Raw genomic sequence first — 23,461 nt, forward strand, 5'->3', positions numbered from 1 at the left:
TTATTAAGTTTAATTATTCTAATCCTCTAGCATTTGGTATCCAAGTGCCGACTTACTCCCAGACGGCGACTACTTATGAATCCTTCAGTTTACGTTACCGGCCTTACTATGGGCCTCACCCTCATTGTCGCGATTGGTGCACAAAACGCTTTCGTTCTGCGGCAGGGTTTACGCGATGAACATGTGTTCGCCGTCAGCCTTGCTTGTGCCGTATCGGATGCCATTCTGATCCTGATAGGTGTGACAAGCTTCCAGAAGATCGCTGCCATCATGCCTGCGCTTGATCCCATCATGCGATATGGCGGTGCAGCTTTTCTGATCTGGTATGGTGCGCGAAGCCTTTACTCTGCTTTAACCTCGTCAGCGGTTCTGGCCACTGCGAACGGGGCGTCCGTGAGCCTCACCAAGACGCTTGTAACCTGTCTGGCACTGACATGGCTCAATCCGCATGTCTATCTGGATACTGTCGTGCTGCTCGGAACGATTTCTACGCAGTTTCCCGGTTTGGAAACGTCGTTCGCGGCGGGGGCTATCACCGCATCCTTCGTGTTTTTCTTTTCGCTTGGCTTCGGTGCCCGCTGGCTGCGCCCGATCTTTGCCCGCCCGTCGTCATGGCGCATTCTTGAAGGCATCATTGCCGTTACGATGTGGTCTATCGCGCTGAAGCTCGTGACCGGTGTGTAACGATCGCAGGCTATCCAAACTAAAAAGCCGGATGCGTTTACTGCATCCGGCTTTTTAGTTTTTGGAAGAACACACCTAGAGGCCCATAGCCTTCAATTCCTGAAGCGGAGGGATCGTTTCGTACATAACAGGATCGAGGCGGTCCCATATGATTCCGCAAGTTGGCTTGTGCGGGTCCTTCACCTCTATTGTGCGGGTGGGTGTGAAAATCACGTCCGCGACGGTGTCATAGACATCCGGCGTGAGCTTTTCGCTCAGAACCTGACAGTCGTGTACGACAGCGGCAGCAGGCGTCGCTGCGGTGATGCGGCCCAGACCGTAAAGCATACCCCATTCGGCATCGAAGAAGCCATGCCCTTTGCCGAAGCGTACGCCCTCGAGATTGATCGCGCCGGTGCCGGTGACCATGTAATCGACGACCGGCATAGCCGAGATATCTTTCAGCGTGACCGGCTGTCCCACACGCTCCATGCCGTCGAGCGTCGAGGCGTAAAGATAATAATCCGGCGAAATCAGCTTCGGATCGAGAACCCAGAAGCCGCGCTTGATGGAATATGTGGTTATCAGAACGGTCTTGCCGTCTTTCAAAGCTTGAAGACGCAGGCGGTCGAGACAATTATCAGGGGTAATGAAGATGAAATCTGCATTCTGGTAATAATGATGGCTTGTCAGCCGGGCTACCGCATCCTCTCCACCTTCAAAATCTGCGATGAACTCGCCGAAGTCGAAATGGAAACGGCTATCCGGGACAGCAACCTTGCGCAACTCGCTCCACACACGTTCGCGAACGGAAGCTTTATGATCGGTGATTTCCATGGGAACTCCTTGCATTTTAGTCTGCCGGGCTCATGCCGCGACGTGCGAGCACCTGGCGCTCGCAGAGGGCTACGATTTGATAGAAAATGACGGACAGCATCACGGACACCACGGCAACGGCCCAGATCATGCCGTAGTCAAGATAGCCGCGTGACTGGTTGAGAAGGTTTCCGAGCCCCGTACCGGTTGCCAGCCATTCGGCGATCATGACGCCAAGCAAAGCGCGCGGTACAGCAAGGCGAATGGCAGCGAAGAGATAGGGCAGGGAGGCGGGCACGGATACCAGACGGATTTGTGTCCAGATGCAGGCGCCATAGGCGCGGGGCACATCCAGTGCGGCACGCGGAACCAGTGCCATGCCCTGAGCCATAGTCACGAAGGCAGGGAAGAATGTGACCGAGACCGTAATCCAGAGGATGACGGACGGACCGCGTCCCAATAACAAAACGAGCAGGGGTGTCAGGGCAACGAGTGGCATCGTCTGCGTCACAAGGGCGACAGGCATGAAACCGCTTACGATGACGGGCTTGGCGACTGAGGCGATGGCGAGCGCAAAGGCGAAAAGGATGCCTGCTGCCATGCCAAGAAAAGTAAGCGGTAAAGTTTGCGAAAGCGCTGTTAGCAATTTTGCCTGTGCGGGAGCTGCAGACGGAGCGAGGAAAAGATAGTCGAACAGTCCGGCTGGTGTCTTGGCAATCATGGCCGGTGTTCCCATGAAAACGAGCAGCAGCCACCACAAGATGAACGGAAGCGCGATTGAACAAATGACGAGAATAATGTTCAGGCCGCGAGAGCCGCGCGGGGCAGTGTTGGGAGCGTTGGCTGGGACGGTGATGGCCTTGGTGCTGCCAGTCAGCATTTTTGCAAGAATGGAAAAGAGCGCATAGGCCAATCCTGCGAGTAAGGTAGCGCACAGACCGATACCCCAGAGCCGAGCCGGTTCGGCTCGCCCGAGAGAACCGATCAGATAGGCGCCGAGACCGAAACGTCCACCACCACCAAACTCAGCCAGAATGGAGCCTAGAACCGCATTGGGAGCGGCAATACGCAGACCGGCAAGGATTGACGGCAGAGCGGATCGCAATTGGGCCAGACGCAGCACTTTCCATCGGCTGCCACCATAGGCACGAACAATATCCACCATACGGCGGTCCGTCTGGCTGATGCCAGTCATGGTGGCGGCCATGGTGATGAAATAACAACCGAGTGCCGCCAGCGTAATACGCGGCGTCATTCCTGAAAAAGTCAGCACCAGAATGGGCGAGATGGCTATTGGAGGCAGTGCAAAAATCGCGATGTTGACGCCCCGACCCAGTTTCGCGGCAGCTGGAAAGAGGGCGAACAGAATGCCTGCAGCTACGGCAACAAGGTTTCCGATGACAAAGCCAGCACCGGCGCCCTGAAGTGTCGCTATTATATGAGCTGGATAATCGGCACGGTCGATCCACAGACGGGCCAGGACCGCCGAAGGTGCTGGCAAGGCGCCGCCTGCAATCAGGGAAAAGCGGCCACAAATCTCCCAGACAGCAAGAAGAATAACCCAGTTGCGCAAGGTGGAGAGATGGGATGATGGCTTCATGTCAGCCATGCAAAGCCTCCGCGACGGCGTCCTCTAGCGCATGGAATTGCGATGTGCTGAATATTTCGGGGCTGCGTGGGCGTTCCAGCGGAATATTGATGATCTTCGCGATGCGTCCGGGGCGACTGTGCATCACCACGATCCGGTCGGCGAGGAAAACCGCTTCGTCTATGCCATGGGTGACAAGCAGGGTGGTGGCCTTGCTTTCAAGCCATATGCGTTGAAGCTCAATGTTCATTTGGCGGCGCAATATCTGGTCGAGTGCGCCGAAAGGCTCGTCGAGAAACAAAACGCGCGGATCGGTGACCAGAGAGCGGGCAATTGCCACACGCTGGCGCATGCCGCCGGAAAGCTCACCCGGAAGTGCTTTTTCGAAGCCTTTGAGGCCAACAAGGGCGATCAATTCGGCAATCCGGTCGGCCTTTGCTGAACGAGACAGGCCAAGCACATCCAACGGCAAGGCAATATTGTCTTCGACATTGCGCCAAGGCATGAGCGCTGCATCCTGAAATGCCACACCGGTCAGTCCGGTCTTTGCGGCCTCTACAGGGCTTTTGCCCATGACTGAAATCGAGCCGCTATCAGGCTGATCGAGACCGAGTGCCAGCCGCAACATGGTCGACTTGCCACAACCGGACGGTCCTATGAGTGCAGTGAACGAGCCGGTGGGGCATTCGAGCGAGACATCGGATAGTGCAATTACATTCGTGCCGCGCCCCGAAAAGGAGCGCGTTACATTTTCAAGTTTGATCCCGGACATATCAGGCATCAAATCTCTTCAAGAAGCGTTGTGTCGAAATGATCGCGCTTGGCGGCGATTCCAATCGTACCGAGCGCCTTGATCGTGTTCTCGATGGCTTCTTCGCTCATGGAGAATACACCATTCGGCGTCTCGATCAGCGGCTTCTGCGCCGTGTTGAAATAGACTTCGTTTTCGATCGAGCGGCCGGTGCCCTTGAACCAACTGTCGGCAAATTTTGGTGGGTAGGCTGCCGGGTCCTTGAGGTTTTCATCCCAGCCCTTGCGGCTTGCGCGAAGGAAAGCAACAAGATCCTTGCGCTTTGTCTTGAGTGTTTCTTCCGTAACGACAATCGTATCGTTGAAGATCGTAAAGCCAAAATCATAGAGCAGGAAGGAAACTGCTTCTTCGCCAGCCTGCTTGATGGTGAAAGGAACATTGGTCGTAAAATCGAGTGAAGCGTCGATTTCACCCTTGATGAGCGGCGTCGGATCATAAGCGTAAGGAACGATGTTGACTTGAGAAGGTTCTATGCCCGAAATCTTCAGCATGGCTTCAACCGAGATGACGTTGACCGGCGGTACAGCCAGCGTTTTGCCGATCAGGTCCTTTGGCTCCCTGATCGGGTTCTTGGCCAGCGAAATAATACCGATTGGGTTCTTCTGATACTGGGCGCCGATGATCTTGAAAGGCGCACCCTGTTCGACGATGGCCTTGATCGTCGTGTCGGGGGTGGTGAGGGTCAGATCGGCCTTGCCCGCAATGATCGTGCTTTCCGGAATGACGTCGGGACCACCGGAGATATAGTTCAGGTCGACGCCTTCTTCGCGATAGAAGCCCTTGTCGACTGCAATGAAATAACCGCTGAATTCCGCGTCATTGATCCAGGAAGCCTGAAAGTTGAACGGTGTATCCGCAGAGGCAAAACGGCTCATGGCTGGCAGAGCGGCTGCGGCGCCCATCAGTCCGAGAAAACGACGGCGATCCAGGGCAATATTCATTGAATTTTCCTTTTGGTGCTGAACTGTCAGGCAATGCCGCGCATGCGCGCAAGCTCACGCAGCGGCGGGATGGACTGGATTTCTTCGGCTGAAACGTCGTTCCAGCGAATACCGCGCGGCCTGCGACGGTTGCGCGTTATCTCGATCAGGCGGCTGGGCGTGGCAATGAAGTCGAGTGCAATATCGTTCTCCAATACGTTGAGGCGCTCTTCCACGATCTGTACGTCATGCACGGCGGCCACAATCAGAGACTGCTCGTCGGCAAGTCCCAGATCGGTGAACATGCCCCATTCCAGATCGAAGAACGCATGGCCTTTGCCAAAACGGACTCCATCGATGGAAACAGCGGATGCGCCAGTCGCAATGACATCAAAACGACCGATATGGGTCAGGTCTTCTAGACTGACCGATCGACCGAAATGTTCCATTCCGTCAAGCCAGGCTGCGGCTTTCTCCAACCCCGGGGGAACGGATCCCGGTTCGAGTAGAAGAAAGCCGCGCTGCATGCCGTAGGTCGGCATGATGAATGGTGTACCCGACATGATCAGGCGACGGCGCAACTCGATCATGGAATTATCTGGCGTCACAAAAACCAATCTGGCTTTCGCAATCCCTTCAATCGCCAGCAAGCGATCCGTAGCTGCCTCTACTTCTTCAAAGTCCGGTATGAATTCCGAGAATTTGAAGTGGAAGCGTGCATCAGGGCGCGCGACGTCTTTCAGCCGATCCCAGATGCGCTGCCGTGTATTGCGGGAATACGCCATGGAGAATCCATGAATTTCAATGTTTCACTATCAATGAAACAAATGTTTCAGTATTGCAAGAGGCGATGATAAGCTTTTTTAGTGCACAGAGAGATTCGGAATAAACGCACATGGCTTCACGTCTGGTACTGCGCATACAGGAACGCTACGCAAAGCTCACGGCAGGCGAGCAGAAAATCGCGCAGCTCGTTCTCGAGCGCGAGGACGACATTCTGATTCATTCCGCTACCGAAATCGCGGAGATGGCCGGCGTATCCAAGGCGACCACAGCTCGCTTCTTTCAGCATCTGGGCTATGCCGATTTCAATGAAGTGAAACTTCAGGCGCGTGAAGAGCGCAATCGCACCGAACCTTTTGAATACTCGAGTACGGTTGACGAAGAAGTGCCGCTGGTGCGTACCATCAGCGCACATCTCGATCTGGAGATCGCCAATATAACCCGAACATTCGAGGGGCTTCGCTCCGACAAGATGCGCGAAGCTGCCGAACTTATTGCAGAAGCGCCGCGTGTCTGGGTGATCGGGCTTGGTGACGAGGAAGGGTTTGCGCGCTACGCGCGGCTTCTGTTTTCAAGGCTGCGCCACAGCGTGATGCTCCTGGGCATCAACCAGGGGTCATGGGCTGAGGACCTCGCCATGACTGGTCCGAAGGATGTGTTGCTGCTGATCACATTGTCACCGCATCGGGCATTGCTGAAACAAATTCTGGGCTACGCCGCAACGAGCCGGTTGAATATCGTGACTATTACAGACCGCGGATCAGTTTTTGAGGCACAGCGTTACGCGCGTGTTGTTCTCCCATGTCATGTAGACAGTATCGCATTGGGCGCATCTTATACCGCCGTCAGCAGCGCCATCCGGCTTTTGGCGCTGACCTACGCTTCATATGCGGGGAAATCGGCGCAACAGCGGCTTGAGATCGTCGCCGGTATTCACGACGAACTTGACGATATGGACTGAAACTCAGCCGTTCAGTTGTTCCTGACATGCTCCGGGCGGAAGCCGACACCGATCAACCTGCCCGCAAGATGTGCAAGAATGGGCCAGCGTGCGAGGTGACGCATAAAGGCGGGTGGCCCATCGCGTCTGGTATTATTCGTTTCACGCTTGCGACGATCACTGCGCATCATCAGTTGCAGTTTCTGCGTTGCCTTTGTGGGAAAGCGACGTCGGGCTTCGACTGCTAGGAGATACGGTTCCAAAGTTTGGTTATTCCTGAGCGGAGCGGCCAGAATATTGGCTGTTGCAACGGCATCCTGAATGGCGAGATTGACCCCAAAGCCACCAATTGGCGACATGGCATGGGCGGCATCGCCGATACACAGAAGCCCCGGTTTCCACCACATTTTAAGTCGGTCGATGCGTACGCTCAAGAGATGAATGTCATCCCATGTGCCTATTTCGTTCATTCGGTCAGGAGGCAATGGAGAGACTTCTGCAACTGCCTTGCGGAATGCATCGAGTCCTCCCTGCCTGACATCGGCAAAGGTCTGTTTGCGGAGTACATAACCGCATTGCCAGTAGTCACCGCGATCGATCATGACGAAACCCTGTCGAGGGCCGCCATGGCCCATCGTATACGGTGGGTCATTGGGAGCGTGCGACAGCTTCATCCAGAGAATTTCGCTTGGCGAGCCAAAACTTTCGACCTCCAGACCGGCTTTTGTACGCACCACGGAGTTTCTTCCGTCCGCACCCACAACAAGTTTGGCATTGATATTTATGGTTTCAGCTGGTGTTGTCGCGACGAGGCCGGTGACACTTCCGTCCCTCTCGGTCAGATCGATCACATTTGCAGGCATAAGGAGCCTGAAGTTTGAATGTTTCGCAGCTTCGCGTGCAATGTAATCCAGAAATTCCCATTGCGGCATGAAAGCGATGAAACGACACTGAGCGGGAATTCTCGAAAAATCGGCTATCGTGATGTCCTTGCCGCCAATCTCCGCATGTAACCGATGCGCCTTGGTATGGGGCAAGTCGAGAAGACCGTCCAGCAAGCCGAGTTCATGCATGACTTGAAGCGTGGACGGGTGAATTGTGTCCCCGCGAAAATCACGCAGAAAATCTGGATGCTTTTCGAGAACGGTCACGTTCAGGCCAGCGCGTGCGAGCAAAAGTCCCAGCATCATTCCTGCTGGCCCACCACCCGCTATCGCGCAATCGGTTTCGATATAGCTTATTGGCTGCGTCATGACTGTTCCACTCGACCGCGCTTGTTTTGCACAAGACATAAAAAGACCGGCGCTCTCAATAGGTCAAGCGCCGGCTGGAAGTCTACGCGACCAGTAGAGGTCAAAACATGAATTAAATTATCAAGTTTAATTTGTCAAGCCAGTGAGCCCTGTCGTTGGGTCAGTGATTGGAGCCGATTTGACGGAAAGTACTCGAAACCTCTGACTCGTCAGTATATCAGGCATTGAGAATTGAAACCTATCCAAGCGCGGGTGGATTTCTTTTGCCAAGCTGCCGCTCGCGGAAGACCGAGAACAATCCGGCGCTGACGACGATGACCGCACCGGCAATGATGTTCCATGTCAATTGCTCGTGGAACACTGTGACTGCGATACACGCGCCGATAACGAGCTGCAGATAGGTAAGCGGCTGTACTTCTCCTGCCTCCAGAATGTCGTAGGCACGGATGAGGAAATAATGGCTTGCTATACCGCAGGCACAAAGGGCTGCCATCCAGAACCAGTCGCTTCTGGCAATAGGCATGAGATAGAAACTGCCGACAAATGTGAGGGCAACAGCACCTGCTATGCCAGTGTAGAAGAAGCTGGTCATGGCATCGTCGCTCTTGCTGACGGCGCGTGTCGCAACCGCGTAAACGGCGAACATGACCATCGCCGCCACGGGTAGAAGCAGGCTTGCGTCGAATGTCGCGTTCACTGGATTGATAATCAGCAGAACACCGATCAACCCGACAATAATTGCAGTCCAACGTCTCCAGCCAACCTTTTCGCCAAGGAAGGGCACGGAGAGCATGGTCACCAATAGCGGCGCGCCCTGAAAGATCGATTGTGCTGTTGCCATGCCCGCGCGACTGAGGGCGAATATGAATGTAACGATTTCAGCAGCAAGCAGGATGCCGCGAAAAACCTGCAAAAACGGACGTTTCGTTGCTGCGGCCTTGGCAATGCCTCCAGAGCGGATTGCAAGCAGGAGAACGAAGGCTGCAAAGACCCAATAGCGGATCATCGTTATGAGGATCGGCGAATAATGGGTGCCGAGATACTTCGAGATACCATCCTGCGTTGCAAAAATGGTAACCGCGAGAAGTGTGAAGAGATAGCCCTGGCCTTTGCGTGTCATGGCGCACTCTTATCGACACAGCATTGGTGCTGCCACCCATAAAATCTGAAATGCCCACATTGTATGAGCATTCCATCGTTATCGGCGGAAGATTTCCAGTCGATGTGCTTTGATGGATTGACACCTCCAAGTTCTCGGTTATTCTTTTATAAAAGCCTATATAACATAATTGTGGAATAAATCAAAAATGGGGGTTCTGCCTTGCGGATCAAATTAGCACTCCTTCTGGCTTCTGCCATGATCTTCAGTCCCGGCGTTTCGCTGGCTCAGGACAAGGGTGGTGTCATCAATGTCGCGACCATTGGCGAGCCACCGACGCTCGACCCGATGGTATCCACTGCCGATCTTGTGGGTATCGTCACGCAGCATATCTTCGAAACGCTCTATACGTTCGACAAGGAATGGAAGCCGACGCCATTGCTGGCGGAAAGCCTGCCTGAAATCAGCGCGGATGGAAAAACCTATACGATCAAACTGCGTTCCGGCATCAAGTTCCATGACGGTAGCGACATGACATCGGAAGACGTGGTTGCGTCGCTGGAGCGCTGGACGAAGCTCGCTTCGCGCGGAAAGCAGGCGTCGGCCTTTATCGATAATATCGCAGCGACCGATCCGGCCACAGTGACGATAACGCTCAAGCAGCCTTATGCGCCATTGACCTCTCTGCTCGCCTTCAACAATTCTGCGGCGATCATCATACCGTCAGAAAAGCAGGCTGAGCCGATGAATGAATTTATCGGTACCGGTCCCTATATGCTCAAGGAGCGAAAGGCTGATCAGTATATTCAGCTCGTGCGTTTCGACGGATACAAGTCGCGCGACGGCGAGAGTGATGGTTACGGTGGCGCACGCCATCAATATCTAGACGAAATCCGTTTCGTGTCAGTCCCGGATGCTAACACCCGTGTCGAGGCAGCGGTTTCCGGACAGTATGATTATGTCGATTCCATTCCGGTTGAATCATTTGACAAGATCAAGTCGTCGACAGCTTCCCAGCCATTGCTTCTCAAGCCCTTCGGCTATCCTGTCTTTGTTTTCAACACCAAGGAAGGTGTGGCGTCGAAACTGCCGGTCCGAAAGGCCGTAACACATGCGTTGAGCATGGAAGACATGCTTGCAGCGGCATTTGGCAGCACGGAATTCTATGCATTGGACGGCGCTTTCTATCCGTCCAATTTTGTCTGGAATACAGAAGCTGGCATCGAGGGGAACTACAATGTGGCCCAGCCGGAAGCTGCGGCGGAAGAATTGAAGGCGGCCGGCTACAACGGCGAGCCGCTGCGTATTCTGACCAGCCGCCAGTACGAGTTCCATTACAAGATGGCGCAGGTGGCTGCCGAATATCTGAAACTTGCCGGCTTTACAGTGGATTTGCAGGTTGTCGATTGGGCGACGCTCACACAGCGCCGCGCAGATCCCAAGCTCTGGGATATCTACATAACGCACAGCCCCTTCCTGCCCGAGCCTGCTTTGATGGGCTCTCTGTCGACCAGCTCGCCGGGGTGGTGGGACACGCCAGCGCGTAAAACCGTAGTCGATGCTTTCACGTCCGAATCCAATCCGGAAAAGCGCGTTGCGCTGTGGGCGGACGTTCAGAAGACCATCTATGACGAACTGCCCCTGATCAAGATCGGCGACTTCAATGCCGTCGCAGCGATGTCCACCAAGCTGGAGGGTGTTGAGCCAGCGCCGTGGCCTTACTTCTGGAATGCTTCGTTGAAGCAGTAACTTCCGGCAAGGCGAATGCCGTCCTTCCGGTCGGCATTCGCTGAATGGTTCAATCTGGAGAATCTGATCGCATGGTGCGCTACATCCTTCAGCGGTTTGTCGGCATGGCTGTTGTCATGTTTCTGGTCGTAACGATCGTATTCGTGATCGTTCGTGTGACGCCCGGCGATCCTGCCGCCGTCATGCTTGGGCCAGACGCATCGGCGCAGGACATTGCCGATCTGCGTGCTCGACTCGGACTCGATCAGTCGCTGATCATCCAATACTTCTACTACATTGGTCAGCTACTGAAGGGCGATCTCGGTCAGTCGATCTTCCTCAACATGCCGGTTGGTGCAGCATTGCTCGACCGGGCTGAGCCGACCTTCTTTCTGACCGTTCTTTCGCTTCTGATTGCCTGCATCATTGCCCTGCCGGTTGGAGTTTATGCAGCTTATCGGCGCGGTTCCTTTGTCGATCAGGCGGCGACAACGGTTGCTATGCTTGCAGCGAGCATACCGAGCTTCTGGCTCGGTCTCATCCTCATGCAGTTTTTTGCTGTCCGACTGAACCTGTTTCCGGTATCCGGCTATGGTGGGCCGGGTTCGAGCTTCATCGATCGAATGTACCATCTGATCCTGCCAGCCATCGCGCTGGGGCTGGTTTCCTCCGCTCTGATCCTGCGTTTCACGCGCGCCTCAATGCTTGATGTTCTTGGTGACGATTACATCCGCACGGCGCGCGCAAAGGGGTTGATCGAGCGGCGCGTGATCATGAAGCACGCATTGAAGAATGCGCTTATCCCTATCCTCACTGTCGTCGGTCTCACTGCTGCTGTTCTGATCTCCGGCGCTGTGGTGACGGAGACTGTGTTCGGCCTGCCGGGGGTTGGCAATCTTGTCGTGTCTGCGGTCCTTCGACGGGATTATCCGGTAATTCAGGGCGCGCTGCTCGTCATCGCGGGGCTATATGTCCTGATCAATTTTATCATCGACATGCTCTATCTGTTCGTAGATCCGAGAGTTCGCTACTGATGGCCGATTTTGTTACGACCACGCAAAAAGCCCCTTCGGAACGCGCTTTGTTCATCCGCCGGCTGTTCAAACGCAAGACGGTGGCGGTAGGCATTATTGTGCTTGCCGTCTTCGCTATCCTCGCGCTGCTGGCGCCCTGGATCGCGCCCTATTCACCGTCGAAGCTATCCATCATCAACCGGCTCAAGCCACCGAGCGAGATGTTCTGGTTCGGTACGGATGAGTTCGGGCGCGATGTCTTTTCACGCACGATCTATGCCGGACGGCTGTCACTTATGGTGGGGGCGGCGGTCGTTGTCCTGTCGGCGATCATAGGGGTTACGCTTGGATTGCTCGCAGGCTTCTTTCAGCGTCTGGATACGCCGATCGCTCGCCTGATCGATGCGATGATGGCATTCCCCGACATTCTGCTGGCCATTGCGCTGGTCGCGGCGCTCGGCCCGTCGCTGGCGACGGTCATCGTTGCGCTGTCTATTGTTTACGCACCGAGGCTGGCGCGCATTGTGCGCGCCTCAACGCTGGTGATCCGTGAGCTGCCCTATGTCGAAGCAGCCCAATCGCTTGGAATTTCGACATTCCACATCATGACGCGGCACGTGCTGAGAAATCTAATCTCACCCATCATCGTGCAGTGCACTTTCCTTTTTGCGAGCGCAATGCTCGCCGAAGCGGGGCTCTCCTTCCTCGGTCTCGGCGTTAGCCCCGAGATTCCAACCTGGGGAACCATGATTGCCGCAGGACGCCAATATATCGGTCAGGCCGACTGGATGACCTACTTCCCTGGCTTCGCCATCATTCTTTCTGTTCTCTCGCTCCAGATGGTGGGGGATGGACTACGCGACATGCTCGATCCAAGACTGCGAAGGGATTTGTAATATGATTTCCGGTGAACAGGCGAAGCCGCTTCTTATCACCAATGTCAAACCGGTAGCTTTCGGTGCAGAACATTCCGATACGGTGACCGATATTCTGGTCGGGAAAGACGGCAATATAAGTGCCATTGGCAAGTCGTTGAACGCACCAGCCGATGTGGAGCGTGTCGATAGCAAAGGAGCCTGGATCTCGCCGGGTTGGGTCGACCTGCATGTCCACATCTGGCATGGCGGTACGGATATTTCGATACGCCCTTCGGAGTGCGGCGCTGAACGAGGAGTGACGACGCTCGTCGATGCCGGTTCAGCGGGGGAGGCCAATTTCCATGGATTCCGGGAATATATCATCGAACCGGCCAAGGAGCGGATCAAGGCGTTCCTCAACCTCGGTTCCATCGGTCTTGTCGCCTGCAACCGGGTTCCGGAATTGCGGGATATCAAGGATATTGATCTTGATCGTATTCTCGAATGCTACGCGGCCAACAGCGAGCATATTGTCGGGATCAAGGTCCGAGCCAGCCACGTCATAACCGGATCATGGGGCGTTACGCCGGTCAAGCTTGGCAAGAAGATAGCCAAGATACTCAAAGTGCCCATGATGGTGCATGTGGGCGAGCCGCCTGCGCTCTACGACGAAGTTCTGGAAATCCTCGGCCCCGGCGATGTGGTCACGCATTGCTTCAACGGCAAATCCGGCTCCAGCATCATGGAAGACGAAGATCTGTTCAATCTCGCGGAACGCTGCGCAGGCGAGGGCATCCGGCTGGACATCGGCCATGGCGGGGCATCCTTCTCGTTCAAGGTCGCTGAAGCGGCAATTGAACGGGGTCTCCTTCCATTTTCAATCTCGACGGACCTACACGGCCATTCGATGAACTTCCCCGTCTGGGATCTGGCGACAACCATGTCCAAACTACTGTCGGCCAACATGTCGTTTGAAAATGTCATTGAAGCCGTCACGCATAATCCGGCGTCGGTGATCAATCTCTCGATGGAAAATCGACTGGCGGTTGGCCAGCGTGCTGATTTCACGATCTTTGATCTGGTTGATGCGGACTTGGAAGCGACGGATTCCAATGGTGATGTGTCTCGTCTGAACAGGCTGTTTGAACCCCGCTACGCAGTCATCGGTGCCGAGGCCATTACGGCCAGCCGCTACATACCACGTGCGCGCAAACTCGTTCGCCATAGCCATGGCTATTCGTGGCGCTGAAACTGTCGGCGCAGCATTGAATTTGCGGGAACGTCCCGTGACGAAATAATGAGGAAAATTCGTGTCTCATTCTCCCCAAACAACCGAAGTACAGCATTCCCCCTATGACAGGCTGGCTTCACTTGGCATAACTTTGCCGCCGCCGCCGCCGCCTATCGCGAATTTTGTCACGCATGTTCGGGAAGGCAATATCCTCTATCTTTCCGGGCAGGGGCCGCGGGAAGAGAGCGGACATTTGCGCGCGGGAAAAGTTGGTGGCGACATTGGCGTGGATCAGGCTTATCAGGATGCCCGTCTGACGGGTATCAATTTGCTGGCCGTCATGCACGAGGCACTTGGCGACCTTTCCCGTGTAAAGCGTGTCGTGAAGCTATTGGGTATGGTCAATGCCGTGCCAGATTTCGAACTGCACCCCAACGTCATCAATGGCTGCTCGGATCTTTTCATCGAAGTATTTGGCGCTGCCGGCCAACATGCGCGTTCAGCCGTCGGCTTCGGTTCCTTGCCGGGCAATATCACGGTTGAAATCGAAGCGATCGTCGCCCTGAACGACTAGGACAGCGTCAATGATTGCGCCAGCCCATCAGCTTTTCGATCTTTGCTGCCGAAGCGCGCACCTGACTGGTGTAGCGGCCTTCGTCGGAAAGCACTTTCTGCTCCGGGAGCACGATGGAGATCGTTGCAACGCATTGTCCATCGCGATCGCAGATCGGGGAAGCAATACAGGCAACCGCGTAATCGGATTCCGCAATCTGGATCGAGAGTCGCTCATCAAAGGCTTTCGCCGCAGCCTCCGAAAGACTTGTGGCGTCGATCTCGGCCCGACCAGTGGGAGAAGTCCGGGCGCAACGCTTGAAAAGCTCGATCCGTTCATTCGCAGCCAAATGACCGACCAGCAAGCGTCCGGACGCGGTCCAGTTCAAGGGTACTCTTGTGCCGACACGCGAGGCAACCTGAAACGGGCTTGGTCCGTCCGCCATGGCCAGAACGAGCATATGATCTCCGTCTCGGCCGCACAACTGCACCGCTTCGTTCGCTTCGCGGCAGAGATCATGCATTTCGTGCGTGGCGACGCTCATGAAATCAAGCGAGCGCGCATAGGCAAGACCATAGTGATAGAGCCGCGCACCGAGCCAGATTGCGCCATCCGCATTGCGGGCGAGCATATTCTTTTCAACGAGATCATCGATGGTCACATAGACCGTCGACAACGGCGCCTTGATCGCTTTTGCAATCGCATAAGGACCGGCTGGAGCACCGGTTTCATAAAGATAATCAATCACCTGCAACGCACGGTCTATGCCGCTCACACGCGAGCGGCGTGTCGACTTTGTTTCTGTGTCGTCCGCAGGTGACGTTTCGGCAGGAATGGCGGCTGACGATACTTTCAATCAAGTGCTCCGTGTAGAATTCGAGAAGTTATTACATTATTATGGCATAAATGTCGATGCCTGAGACAGCAAAAGAAATGGGAGAATTGAAATGACCGATGATATCCGCCGCAAGATCGGGCTTCGACCGGTCATCAATGTTTCCGGTACGATGACATCGCTCGGCGCATCTATCGTTGTGCCTGAGGCAGTAGAGGCAATGGCGGCCATCCTGCCGCAATTCGTCGAGGTCAATGATCTCCAGCGCAAGGCAAGTGAAGTTATTGCGCGATTGACAGGCGGCGAGGCTGGCTTCGTCACGGCGTCCTGCTCATCGGGCATTACGCTTGCTGTTGCCGGTGCAATGACGGACAACAACCTTCTTGCAATCGAAAGACTGCCGGACACTACGCCGGAAAAGTATGAAGTTCTGGTGCAGACCGGTCACGTGGTCAGCTACGGCGCTCCGGTCGATCAGGCAATCCGGCTTGCGGGAGGCAAGGTCGTCCTCATCGGACAGGCAACGTCAACTCATCGCTATCATATGGAAAATGCGATTACCGAAAAGACGGCTGCGGCGGTTTATGTCGTATCGCATCATGTCGTGGACTACGGCCTTCTACATCTCAGCGAGTTTGTCGAAATCGCACATGCCAAGGGCGTACCCGTGATAGTTGACGCTGCCTCTGAATACGACTTGAAGTTGTTTCTGGAAAAGGGCGCCGACATTGCAATCTATTCGGGACACAAGTTTCTGGGCGGTCCGACCTCCGGCATTGTTGCAGGCAAGAAGGAGCTCGTCCGCAATGCTTTCCTGCAAAATCTCGGCATCGGGCGCGGCATGAAAGTTGGCAAAGAGAGCATTTACGGCGCCATGGCTGCATTGGAAGCGTGGGAACAGCGTGACCATGCCGGAATTCGCGAGAGGGAGACCGGGTACCTGGAACTGTGGAAGAAGACGCTGGATGGCCGTCCCGGTATCGCGGCTCTCATCGAACCGGATCCGACCAACAATCCGCTCGACCGCCTGCGAGTGATTGTATCGGCTGCTGACGCTCACATCACGGCCTGGGATTTGGTAACCGCTCTTGCGCGAGGGAATCCGCCGATCATCACTCGTGACCATGAGGTAGAGCACAACTATTTCTATCTCGATCCCTGCAATCTTCATCCCGGTCAGGAGACCGTCGTTGCACAGCGTTTGGGTGAAGAACTCGATAAAGCCCGGACATCGAACGAGATTATCGCCACTCCCTTTGAGGACCGCAGCAGACATCGCTTTGACGGGCTGCTGCGTTGGCCGGATTGATGATCGGCAGAGACTGAGTAAAGCGGAGGAACATCATGATGTCTGAGAAAATTGCGACGGTTGGAAAACACGAACCTGTTTTATCCGTTCAAGGACTGACCACCTCCTTTCTGGTCGATGGTGCCTGGAAGCCGGTTGTCGATGGCGTTTCATTCGATGTCCACCCTGGGGAAACCGTGGCAATAGTCGGGGAATCCGGCTCAGGCAAGAGTGTCACCTCGCTGTCGATCATGCGCCTTCTGCAAAAGGACACGAGCCGCATCGCGGGCAGTATCAGGTTGGGGGATCAGGAGCTTCTGACGCTCCCGGAAGAGGGCATGCGCCGGATACGTGGCAACGAAATCGCCATGATCTTTCAGGAACCGATGACCAGCCTCAATCCGCTCTTCACAATCGGGGACCAGATTTCGGAAGCGTTGCTTTGCCATTCGCAAATGTCGAAAGCAGATGCGCGGGCTGAAACGATCCGCTTGCTTGAAAAGGTCCGCATTCCGTCCGCAGCATCCCGCTTCGATGAATATCCGCATCGCTTTTCGGGCGGTATGCGTCAGCGTGTCATGATTGCAATGGCTCTGGCGTCGAGACCTAAACTGCTGATCGCCGACGAACCGACGACAGCGTTGGATGTAACCATTCAGGGCCAGATACTCGATCTGATCAAAACTTTGCAGGAAGAAGAGGGCACGTCTGTTCTTTTCATCACACATGACATGGGCGTCGTGGCCGAAATATCCGACCGTACAGTCGTCATGTTTCGGGGAAAGCAGGTCGAGACAGGGCAGACCGCCGATATTTTCCGGCAGAGCCAGCATCCCTATACGCGAGCACTTTTGTCGGCGGTTCCTGTGCTGGGTTCAATGCAGGGCTATCAACGCCCTCTCCGGTTTCCGATAGTAGACAATGCGACGGGCCTTTCGGAAAAGCCGGTTGAGGTGGCGGATACGGTCGACAAGATCGATGTACCCGTGTTGGAAGTGAAAGGCCTTACCAAGCGCTTCGAGATTTATTCGGGCTTTATGTCTCGCTTGAGCGGGCGTGTTCATGCCGTGGAAAACGTGTCCTTCGATCTTCGCAAGGGCGAAACCCTTTCGCTGGTTGGTGAGAGTGGGTGTGGGAAATCGACGACCGGCCGTGCCATCATGCGGCTGAGCGAACCGGATTCCGGTGAAGTTCTGGTTGAAGGCCGAAACATTCTGTCCCTCGACAAACAGGCTATGCGCGAGATGCGACGGTCGGTTCAGATGATCTTTCAGGATCCCTATGCATCGTTGAATCCGCGCATGACAGTGGGTGCCGCGATTGCGGAACCCTACATTGAACACCGGCTGGGGAGTGCGCGGGACGCGAAGGATGTTGTTGCAGACATGCTGGAGAAAGTTGGCCTCACGCCTGATATGGCAAAGCGCTATCCGCATGAATTCTCTGGCGGGCAAAGGCAGCGTATCTGTATCGCCCGCGCGCTTGCCTTGAAACCTAAAGTCATCGTGGCAGATGAGAGTGTGTCGGCGCTCGACGTCTCGATCAAGGCGCAGGTCATCAATCTCATGCTCGATCTTCAACAAAGTCTCGATCTGGCGTTTCTGTTCATTTCACACGATATGGCCGTCGTTGAGCGTGTAAGCCATCGTGTGGCCGTCATGTATCTGGGCGAGATCGTAGAAATCGGACCGAGATCGGCGGTATTTGAGAACCCTCAACATGATTATACACGCAAGCTGATGGCGGCTGTTCCGGTTCCTGATCCTGACCGACGCCGGGTGAAGCTTTCAAGCGAAACGGGAGAACTCAAGAGCCCAATCCGTCCTGCGGATTTCGTTGTGCCTTTGCGCGAATATCGAGAGGTTTCGCCGCAGCACTTCGTGGCGTTGTAGAGCACACAATTCATTATGGTGCGCCGAGACGATCCAGTGCGGTGCGAAGTGGAGTTTCGGAAATGTGGATCAGTCCGGCATAGGGGCTCGCCATATCCGAAATCACGAAAATCGCGCCGGCAACGGACAATGAGCATACGATTATTATCAGTATGACAGTGCTGTTTAGCGGGGCCTGTAGACCAAAAGTTGCGAATAAAAGTGCCAGCCATGAAATCAGCACGATGAGAAATGGGACAGGCAGCCCTTCATCTGTCGTTTCCACCAATTGCCAGTGACCTTCTGCAATCATGCCGCTGACTTCAAGCGCGCGTGTTTGGAGAGAGCCTTGCGCGGCGTCCTTCGGGTTCAAAGCGCGCAGACTGTCCTGAATATCCTCAATATCCTTGAACTCCGGCAAAGCTCCATTAGACAGTTCATCGGCTCGCTCGGCATTCCATGCCCGATCGAGACGTTTCTGGATTATTTGCTTGAGTACGGCACGTGGACGCTCCGTTTCAAGACCATAGCGGGCCATGATCCGGTCCAGGAGAACAATACGGGCTGCTGATGTCTTCATCTCGGCTTGCGCATTGTCATAATCGGATTTTGCCGAAGCAATCAGAAGTCCGAGAGCGAGAGCGGAAAGTGTTCCGACAACAGCGGTGGCAAGGCGTATGACATCCTTGGACTCAGAGTTGAGATGATGCTCGGGCAAGCGCGATCGAGCGAACATGCCAAGCATAGTCGCCAATATCAGGATGAAGAACACCAGTGCGCCAAGCAATAAAGAATTCAACTTCGCCTTCCGCGAATTGCTCTCGAATGATCGCCCATTGAAACTTAGTATATCACCTGTGAGTTGAGATGCAGCTTCACCAAAGGGATGGTGTTTTCGGCTCGATATGACCTAGTATGCGAAGAAAGTGTATTCAGTAAATCACACTGCGATCAGATGAAAAAGGTCGGCACATATGGCCGACCCTTTGTTATCAAAACTGCTTTCAATCAGTTCTCTGTATGTTGCTGCTTGGCGAGGTCCTCGACGCACATGTCCGGTTCGTTACGGGTTTTATACAGCGAATAAAGCACACCGCTTGCGAGGATAGCCAGCGTTACGACAAGCGACAGCAGCGTGTTGATGTGAACGCCCAGCGGTACGAGGAAAATCTTGATGCCGATCAGCACGAGAATAATAGCAAGCGAAACCTGTAGATAGCGGAACCGGTTCATCGCCGCAGCCAGCGCGAAATAGAGCGCCCGCAAGCCCAGAACGGCAAAGATGTTCGAAGTGTAGACGATAAACGTGTCCTGAGTGACTGCGAAGACGGCGGGGACAGAGTCGACTGCAAAGATCAGATCGACAGTTTCCACCATGATGAGCGCAACCGCCAGAGGGGTCAGCCAGGTGACCATCTTGCCGGTTTTGGGATGTGGCTGTTTGACCGTGAAGTTGCGACCATGCAATTCGCGGGTGATATTGAACCGGCGACGAAGGAACTTGAAGACAGCGTTCTGCTCGATGTCGGGCGTTTCGTCCTGATGGCCGAACATCTTGAAGCCGGTGAAAACGAGAAAAGCGCCAAAGAGGAACAGGATCCAGTTGAACTCGTGCACAAGGGCGGCACCGAGTCCAATCAGGATTGCCCGGAAGGCAATAACGCCCAGAATGCCCCAGAACAAAACACGGTGCTGGTAAAGACGGGGAATGCCAAGAAAGCCGAAGATCGTTGCGATAACAAACATGTTGTCCATCGCCAGGCTCTGCTCAATGAGATAACCGGTATAAAATTCCAGACCGGATTCTGCGCCGCGTTGCCACCAAACCCAACCACCGAACGCCAAGGCGATCAAGACATAAAAACCATAGAGCAGGAGGCTTTCCTTGGCTTCGATCTCGTGTTCGTCACGATGGAGAATGCCGAGGTCGAAGACAAGTAAACCGACGACAACGACAATAAATGCTGCCCAGAAATATACAGGTGTGCCAAGAAAATCGCCCGAAAGGGCTACAAAAAGCGAATCCATCGCCGGACCATCTCCATTTGAACAAGTGGAGCAGCCCCGACATCGCCATAGCGGTAGCCATGACCAGAGGGGCCCGGCGCTGCATTTCTTCAAATGTGTATGTTTTTGCCGAGTTCAAGAGTGGAGCCTGAACTTTTTGTAATGTTCGATCCGGTACATGTCCCGTTCTGCGAGCCCTTAAAGCCGTTTATGATATTATAAGCTCGGAACTGAAAGCTGGTTGCCGCTAAACGCGACATGGAAAAAGCCAAAAAGTATCCTGATTTAGATTTAAGATACGGAATTAATTTAAAAAATTTTAGATTGTGGGCAGGATCGAACCAAGACTTACGGAGTCAGGGTGTTTCATCTGGCATTGATATCATTGTTGAATCTAGTTGCATGCCGCGTCGATAGCGAGCAGCGCTTGTTCTGTCACCGCCAACTCTGCTCCCTCATTCAGCGAAGGAAATAGGCGACCGTAGGTATCAAAGGTCCTTTGACTGGAGCTGTGCCAAATATAGGGGGTGAACAGCTTTTGATGTCAATTCTAAGCCGCCGTCAGCAATCACACTGATTGCGTTCTTTAGCGGTGTGCTGATTGCTTCATTTTGGCCACTAGCCAAGCCCGGAAAGACAGCGGCGATCAGTTGCACGACCGTGTGGACTTGTTCGGGGCGGAGATGTGTGTCGTGTGGATATTGACGATCGCGTAAAGCAGTTACGCGAGTACAAGGACGAAATGCAGAACGAAACCCGAGAAGGACTGTAGGCGACGAATAAACTTCTCGACCAAGTGCGAGCCGTGTTGGTGCAGATTAAAAAATGTAGTCCCCGCTGCGGGGTTTATTTCGTAAGTGGTCGTGATCGCCATTCAACCGGTACTGTCCTCGAAATACTTTGATGTATGGTGGCACGTGACTCCGGCCTAGCTTTACTGAATATTTGCTGGGACGGATGCGATCTGCTTCTTTCGAAGTCCCGGTACTGCACGCTGAACGCATCGTGCACTGAACGGCTCCTGCATCTCATTGGACGGGTCGCATCGTCAATATGTGAGCGCTCCATTGTTCCGCCCCGTTTGATGTTTCCATTCATAACATATCCCAGACGCTCTCTACGAGCGTCGGGCCCGCGCGCGGCAAATGAGGTGCATGTCCTTGCCTCGCGCTTATCCGCTGAACTTCGTACAACCCATCGGATAATAAGAAAATGCCCGGCCGGGGATGAGCACGGCAGGGCGACGCCAGTAGTGGTTCAGGTGCTGGTTGGGGTTTGCAGGCGCGAAGTTGTGTTCTTGCACTAGTAAAACTCTTACAAGAGTTAATTGTTTCGCCGGGGGGCAGGTCATTCTTCGGGAACAGTTCTCTTATCACCCCTCTGTATGCCATTAACCGTACAATCGATCAAATCATAGCCACGCGTTTCTAAGCCGGTGTTTATTGATCAGCAGGGTCTAATTAGAAGCTGTTTGGCTTCGCCGGGGCGTGGTCGGTGCCTTGCGCTTGGGCTTGGGTAACAAGCCTTCCCTTTGTGCCCTCTTTTTCGCATCCTTACGTGCTCGTCGAATAGCCTCTCCTTTTTCGCGAGTGCGTTTTTCGGATGGCTTTTCGTATGCTCTGCGCTCTCGAAGTTCACGGAAAATGCCTTCTCGCTGCATTTTCTTTTTGAGCACGCGCAGCGCTTGATCAATATTGTTGTCTCGTACAAGTACCTGCATTAAATTCCTAACTATGGCTTTGGTGGTTGGTTGTGTTCCAATCGCGCAGCTCGCAGCCGCTCTGTTTTGGCAACGACAGCGGCTTTTTCTGTCTCGAGAATAGCTTTTGCGGTTTTGTCGGTTATCGCGTTTTTCGCTTCCATACGTGACAAGGGTCTTTTGAAGAGCGTATCTTTAGTTGGTTCGGTCGATTTTTCTTCAAGCATTTTCATTGTTCTTGTTCTGGAAAGGTCACACTTTCCGGTGAAGGATTGAACGGGTGCGAGATTAGCTTCCATATGATCGCCGTAACATCGGTTCCGCCGAAATAATTGGAATTGTTGAGGTCTATCCTGTCGATGCGAGAACACCGTTTGGATGTTTTGACCTCCGCTTATGGGCGAAAAACAAAAAGGCCGGGAAAACCCGACCTTTTAATCGCCTCAACGATCAGTGCCAGTACATCCGTGGTCAGGGATCGAAGGCAATGTCTGAACACTAAAACTAAAGTGCTTGCAGATTATCAGCGGCTTTCTTGCCAGAACGGCGATCAGCTACGAGCTCGAAGCTAACCCTTTGACCTTCGTTGAGCGTATGCAATCCTGCGCGTTCAACTGCGGAAATGTGAACAAAAACATCTGGAGATCCATCTTCGGGTTGGATAAATCCAAATCCTTTGCCGCCATTAAAGAATTTTACTGTTCCATTTGCCATATTGATTTCCTTTCAATTTGCATGGTTTGGGAAACAACGAATAAACTCGTTGCTATTGTTACGAAATTGAAAGAAAAATCAGGGCGCAATAAGCGTCTTGTCGTTCGATTACAAAATCGATATTTGGTAATATATTCCTCTATGATATTTTTTACAAGGCTTGGCCAAAATTAATATTTTTCTTGTTCTGGCGATCAGAACGCTGCGCGGTCGTATCTCTTGCCCAATTCGTGGGGGAATTTGCCAAAATACCCATTGAACAAGCCGCCAGACACGTCCTTGATCGCTCTGGCTGCCTCCGTGGCGGATCACCCGGCCTTCTCTGTTTCTTCAACTAGGTTCACGGTACAATCGGAGATTGCAGAGTGGCAGTCATTATTGCGATCAAGATACTTCTCCTCACGCATAGGGGGCGGACCCTGGAACGATTAGACATCGCGGTCTCCCTCAATCTGAATCGAAGTTAGGTCGTCGTGACTGGCGTTTTGAGGCGCCGTTCAAAACAATCTTGCTTGCGCGTCCTTCGCGCCTTATTGCCATTGCCCGGCATTAGATTGATCAAATCAACATCGGGTGGGTGCTTCTGCATTCCATCCCATGTAGCATGTAGACAAATGTGTAATTCTTCCGTGGTGCGGGAAACGACGGTCATTGCCCGCGGGTGAATTGGCTTTAGGACGGCATTCGTTTCTGTGGAGAGAAACCCAAAGATATCGACCGCGACCGGTCCTTCCTTCTTTTTCATCAAGCCTTTCCAAGCCGACCAGATGTCAGCGAATGCGAAAAGCGGCT

At 53.9% G+C, this 23,461-nt stretch carries 23 protein-coding genes; 9 read left to right on the forward strand and 14 right to left on the reverse strand.

Translation table 11 applies throughout. The features are described from left to right. Positions 1-75 precede the first annotated feature (75 nt). Positions 76-684: a LysE/ArgO family amino acid transporter gene (locus tag AAE521_RS19450; RefSeq protein WP_071630466.1), complete on the forward strand. Its 609-nt coding sequence runs from the start codon at positions 76-78 to the stop codon at positions 682-684. Between the two features lie 75 nt (positions 685-759). Here the strand turns inward: AAE521_RS19450 and AAE521_RS19455 are convergent, their stop codons facing one another. Genes AAE521_RS19455 through AAE521_RS19475 form a run of 5 tightly spaced genes read right to left on the reverse strand, consistent with a single transcriptional unit; the run spans position 760 to position 5,583 of the window. Further along, positions 760-1,500 carry a 5-formyltetrahydrofolate cyclo-ligase gene (locus AAE521_RS19455; protein WP_342062186.1) on the reverse strand — a complete coding sequence of 247 codons (741 nt, stop codon included), beginning with the start codon at positions 1,498-1,500 and terminating at the stop codon, positions 760-762. A 16-nt stretch (positions 1,501-1,516) separates the two neighbouring features. Further along, positions 1,517-3,088, reverse strand: a complete 1,572-nt coding sequence (locus tag AAE521_RS19460; RefSeq protein WP_342062187.1) for an ABC transporter permease — start codon at positions 3,086-3,088, stop codon at positions 1,517-1,519. Further along, positions 3,081-3,848 carry an ABC transporter ATP-binding protein gene (locus AAE521_RS19465; protein ID WP_071630468.1) on the reverse strand — a complete coding sequence of 256 codons (768 nt, stop codon included), beginning with the start codon at positions 3,846-3,848 and terminating at the stop codon, positions 3,081-3,083. The genes AAE521_RS19460 and AAE521_RS19465 overlap by 8 nt, the downstream gene beginning before the upstream one ends. Beyond that, the gene (locus AAE521_RS19470; RefSeq protein ID WP_071630469.1) at positions 3,848-4,819 is read right to left on the reverse strand and encodes an ABC transporter substrate-binding protein; all 972 of its coding nucleotides are present in this window, start codon (positions 4,817-4,819) and stop codon (positions 3,848-3,850) included. The genes AAE521_RS19465 and AAE521_RS19470 overlap by 1 nt, the downstream gene beginning before the upstream one ends. 26 nt (positions 4,820-4,845) lie before the next feature. After that, positions 4,846-5,583 carry a 5-formyltetrahydrofolate cyclo-ligase gene (locus AAE521_RS19475; RefSeq protein ID WP_071630470.1) on the reverse strand — a complete coding sequence of 246 codons (738 nt, stop codon included), beginning with the start codon at positions 5,581-5,583 and terminating at the stop codon, positions 4,846-4,848. A 110-nt stretch (positions 5,584-5,693) separates the two neighbouring features. Between AAE521_RS19475 and AAE521_RS19480 the strand changes: the two genes are divergently transcribed. Beyond that, complete coding sequence (locus AAE521_RS19480; RefSeq protein ID WP_342062188.1) at positions 5,694-6,542, forward strand: MurR/RpiR family transcriptional regulator; 849 nt, start codon at positions 5,694-5,696, stop codon at positions 6,540-6,542. 11 nt (positions 6,543-6,553) lie between these two features. Here AAE521_RS19480 and AAE521_RS19485 read toward each other — a convergent pair whose 3' ends face one another. Both AAE521_RS19485 and AAE521_RS19490 read right to left on the reverse strand, forming a co-directional pair. Further along, positions 6,554-7,774 carry an FAD-dependent oxidoreductase gene (locus tag AAE521_RS19485; protein ID WP_071630472.1) on the reverse strand — a complete coding sequence of 407 codons (1,221 nt, stop codon included), beginning with the start codon at positions 7,772-7,774 and terminating at the stop codon, positions 6,554-6,556. Positions 7,775-8,012: 238 nt separating this feature from the next. Then, a complete protein-coding gene (locus AAE521_RS19490) occupies positions 8,013-8,894 on the reverse strand; it encodes a DMT family transporter (RefSeq protein WP_071630473.1) in 882 nt (293 codons plus the stop codon). Between the two features lie 237 nt (positions 8,895-9,131). On the opposite strand from AAE521_RS19490, the gene AAE521_RS19495 reads away from it, so the two are divergent. From AAE521_RS19495 to AAE521_RS19515, 5 genes are all read left to right on the forward strand, one after another. Beyond that, positions 9,132-10,622 (forward strand): ABC transporter substrate-binding protein, encoded by a 1,491-nt coding sequence (locus AAE521_RS19495; RefSeq protein ID WP_371264596.1) that lies wholly within the window; start codon positions 9,132-9,134, stop codon positions 10,620-10,622. Positions 10,623-10,693: 71 nt separating this feature from the next. Further along, positions 10,694-11,635 (forward strand): ABC transporter permease, encoded by a 942-nt coding sequence (locus AAE521_RS19500; protein WP_071630475.1) that lies wholly within the window; start codon positions 10,694-10,696, stop codon positions 11,633-11,635. Next, entirely contained in the window at positions 11,635-12,510 is an 876-nt protein-coding gene (locus AAE521_RS19505) for an ABC transporter permease (protein WP_071630476.1), read from the forward strand. Before AAE521_RS19500 ends, AAE521_RS19505 begins: the two co-directional genes overlap by 1 nt. Before the next feature lies 1 nt (position 12,511). Next, complete coding sequence (locus AAE521_RS19510; protein WP_071630477.1) at positions 12,512-13,720, forward strand: amidohydrolase/deacetylase family metallohydrolase; 1,209 nt, start codon at positions 12,512-12,514, stop codon at positions 13,718-13,720. A gap of 61 nt (positions 13,721-13,781) precedes the next feature. Next, positions 13,782-14,276, forward strand: coding sequence for a RidA family protein (locus tag AAE521_RS19515; protein ID WP_036577528.1), 495 nt, complete (start codon positions 13,782-13,784; stop codon positions 14,274-14,276). A gap of 7 nt (positions 14,277-14,283) precedes the next feature. On the opposite strand, the gene AAE521_RS19520 is transcribed toward AAE521_RS19515, so the two are convergent. After that, positions 14,284-15,111: an IclR family transcriptional regulator gene (locus tag AAE521_RS19520; RefSeq protein ID WP_071630478.1), complete on the reverse strand. Its 828-nt coding sequence runs from the start codon at positions 15,109-15,111 to the stop codon at positions 14,284-14,286. Between the two features lie 91 nt (positions 15,112-15,202). Here AAE521_RS19520 and AAE521_RS19525 point away from each other — a divergent pair, with 91 nt between their 5' ends. Together AAE521_RS19525 and AAE521_RS19530 are read left to right on the forward strand one after the other, a co-directional pair. Then, positions 15,203-16,399 carry an aminotransferase class V-fold PLP-dependent enzyme gene (locus tag AAE521_RS19525; protein WP_071630479.1) on the forward strand — a complete coding sequence of 399 codons (1,197 nt, stop codon included), beginning with the start codon at positions 15,203-15,205 and terminating at the stop codon, positions 16,397-16,399. A gap of 35 nt (positions 16,400-16,434) precedes the next feature. Next, entirely contained in the window at positions 16,435-18,270 is a 1,836-nt protein-coding gene (locus AAE521_RS19530; RefSeq protein ID WP_342062189.1) for an ABC transporter ATP-binding protein, read from the forward strand. Between the two features lie 13 nt (positions 18,271-18,283). On the opposite strand, the gene AAE521_RS19535 is transcribed toward AAE521_RS19530, so the two are convergent. The 6 genes from AAE521_RS19535 to AAE521_RS19560 all read right to left on the reverse strand — a co-directional run bounded on the left by AAE521_RS19535 (position 18,284) and on the right by AAE521_RS19560 (position 23,414). Further along, positions 18,284-19,048: a bestrophin-like domain gene (locus AAE521_RS19535; protein WP_342062190.1), complete on the reverse strand. Its 765-nt coding sequence runs from the start codon at positions 19,046-19,048 to the stop codon at positions 18,284-18,286. A 209-nt stretch (positions 19,049-19,257) separates the two neighbouring features. Further along, complete coding sequence (locus AAE521_RS19540) at positions 19,258-20,277, reverse strand: TerC family protein (protein ID WP_342062191.1); 1,020 nt, start codon at positions 20,275-20,277, stop codon at positions 19,258-19,260. A gap of 1,435 nt (positions 20,278-21,712) precedes the next feature. Next, the gene (gene rpsU, locus AAE521_RS19545) at positions 21,713-21,976 is read right to left on the reverse strand and encodes a 30S ribosomal protein S21 (protein WP_342062192.1); all 264 of its coding nucleotides are present in this window, start codon (positions 21,974-21,976) and stop codon (positions 21,713-21,715) included. An 11-nt stretch (positions 21,977-21,987) separates the two neighbouring features. Continuing rightward, positions 21,988-22,182 (reverse strand): hypothetical protein, encoded by a 195-nt coding sequence (locus AAE521_RS19550; protein ID WP_342062197.1) that lies wholly within the window; start codon positions 22,180-22,182, stop codon positions 21,988-21,990. A gap of 277 nt (positions 22,183-22,459) precedes the next feature. Further along, complete coding sequence (locus AAE521_RS19555) at positions 22,460-22,669, reverse strand: cold-shock protein (RefSeq protein WP_071630484.1); 210 nt, start codon at positions 22,667-22,669, stop codon at positions 22,460-22,462. Positions 22,670-23,132: 463 nt separating this feature from the next. Further along, positions 23,133-23,414: a hypothetical protein gene (locus AAE521_RS19560; protein WP_342062193.1), complete on the reverse strand. Its 282-nt coding sequence runs from the start codon at positions 23,412-23,414 to the stop codon at positions 23,133-23,135. Positions 23,415-23,461 lie beyond the last annotated feature (47 nt).

Origin of the sequence: Brucella cytisi (assembly GCF_038433355.1) — a bacterium.
GTDB classification, from domain to species: Bacteria; Pseudomonadota; Alphaproteobacteria; order Rhizobiales; family Rhizobiaceae; genus Brucella; species Brucella cytisi.

Excerpts from the sequence above, each read along its gene's own strand:
- AAE521_RS19450 (WP_071630466.1), top strand. The coding sequence starts at position 76 with ATGAATCCTTCAGTTTACGTTACCGGCCTTACTATGGGCCTCACCCTC.
- AAE521_RS19455 (WP_342062186.1), bottom strand. The coding sequence starts at position 1,500 with ATGGAAATCACCGATCATAAAGCTTCCGTTCGCGAACGTGTGTGGAGC.
- AAE521_RS19460 (WP_342062187.1), bottom strand. The coding sequence starts at position 3,088 with ATGGCTGACATGAAGCCATCATCCCATCTCTCCACCTTGCGCAACTGG.
- AAE521_RS19465 (WP_071630468.1), bottom strand. The coding sequence starts at position 3,848 with ATGCCTGATATGTCCGGGATCAAACTTGAAAATGTAACGCGCTCCTTT.
- AAE521_RS19470 (WP_071630469.1), bottom strand. The coding sequence starts at position 4,819 with ATGAATATTGCCCTGGATCGCCGTCGTTTTCTCGGACTGATGGGCGCC.
- AAE521_RS19475 (WP_071630470.1), bottom strand. The coding sequence starts at position 5,583 with ATGGCGTATTCCCGCAATACACGGCAGCGCATCTGGGATCGGCTGAAA.
- AAE521_RS19480 (WP_342062188.1), top strand. The coding sequence starts at position 5,694 with ATGGCTTCACGTCTGGTACTGCGCATACAGGAACGCTACGCAAAGCTC.
- AAE521_RS19485 (WP_071630472.1), bottom strand. The coding sequence starts at position 7,774 with ATGACGCAGCCAATAAGCTATATCGAAACCGATTGCGCGATAGCGGGT.
- AAE521_RS19490 (WP_071630473.1), bottom strand. The coding sequence starts at position 8,894 with ATGACACGCAAAGGCCAGGGCTATCTCTTCACACTTCTCGCGGTTACC.
- AAE521_RS19495 (WP_371264596.1), top strand. The coding sequence starts at position 9,132 with ATGATCTTCAGTCCCGGCGTTTCGCTGGCTCAGGACAAGGGTGGTGTC.
- AAE521_RS19500 (WP_071630475.1), top strand. The coding sequence starts at position 10,694 with ATGGTGCGCTACATCCTTCAGCGGTTTGTCGGCATGGCTGTTGTCATG.
- AAE521_RS19505 (WP_071630476.1), top strand. The coding sequence starts at position 11,635 with ATGGCCGATTTTGTTACGACCACGCAAAAAGCCCCTTCGGAACGCGCT.
- AAE521_RS19510 (WP_071630477.1), top strand. The coding sequence starts at position 12,512 with ATGATTTCCGGTGAACAGGCGAAGCCGCTTCTTATCACCAATGTCAAA.
- AAE521_RS19525 (WP_071630479.1), top strand. The coding sequence starts at position 15,203 with ATGACCGATGATATCCGCCGCAAGATCGGGCTTCGACCGGTCATCAAT.
- AAE521_RS19530 (WP_342062189.1), top strand. The coding sequence starts at position 16,435 with ATGATGTCTGAGAAAATTGCGACGGTTGGAAAACACGAACCTGTTTTA.
- AAE521_RS19540 (WP_342062191.1), bottom strand. The coding sequence starts at position 20,277 with ATGGATTCGCTTTTTGTAGCCCTTTCGGGCGATTTTCTTGGCACACCT.
- rpsU (WP_342062192.1), bottom strand. The coding sequence starts at position 21,976 with ATGCAGGTACTTGTACGAGACAACAATATTGATCAAGCGCTGCGCGTG.
- AAE521_RS19550 (WP_342062197.1), bottom strand. The coding sequence starts at position 22,182 with ATGCTTGAAGAAAAATCGACCGAACCAACTAAAGATACGCTCTTCAAA.
- AAE521_RS19555 (WP_071630484.1), bottom strand. The coding sequence starts at position 22,669 with ATGGCAAATGGAACAGTAAAATTCTTTAATGGCGGCAAAGGATTTGGA.
- AAE521_RS19560 (WP_342062193.1), bottom strand. The coding sequence starts at position 23,414 with ATGAAAAAGAAGGAAGGACCGGTCGCGGTCGATATCTTTGGGTTTCTC.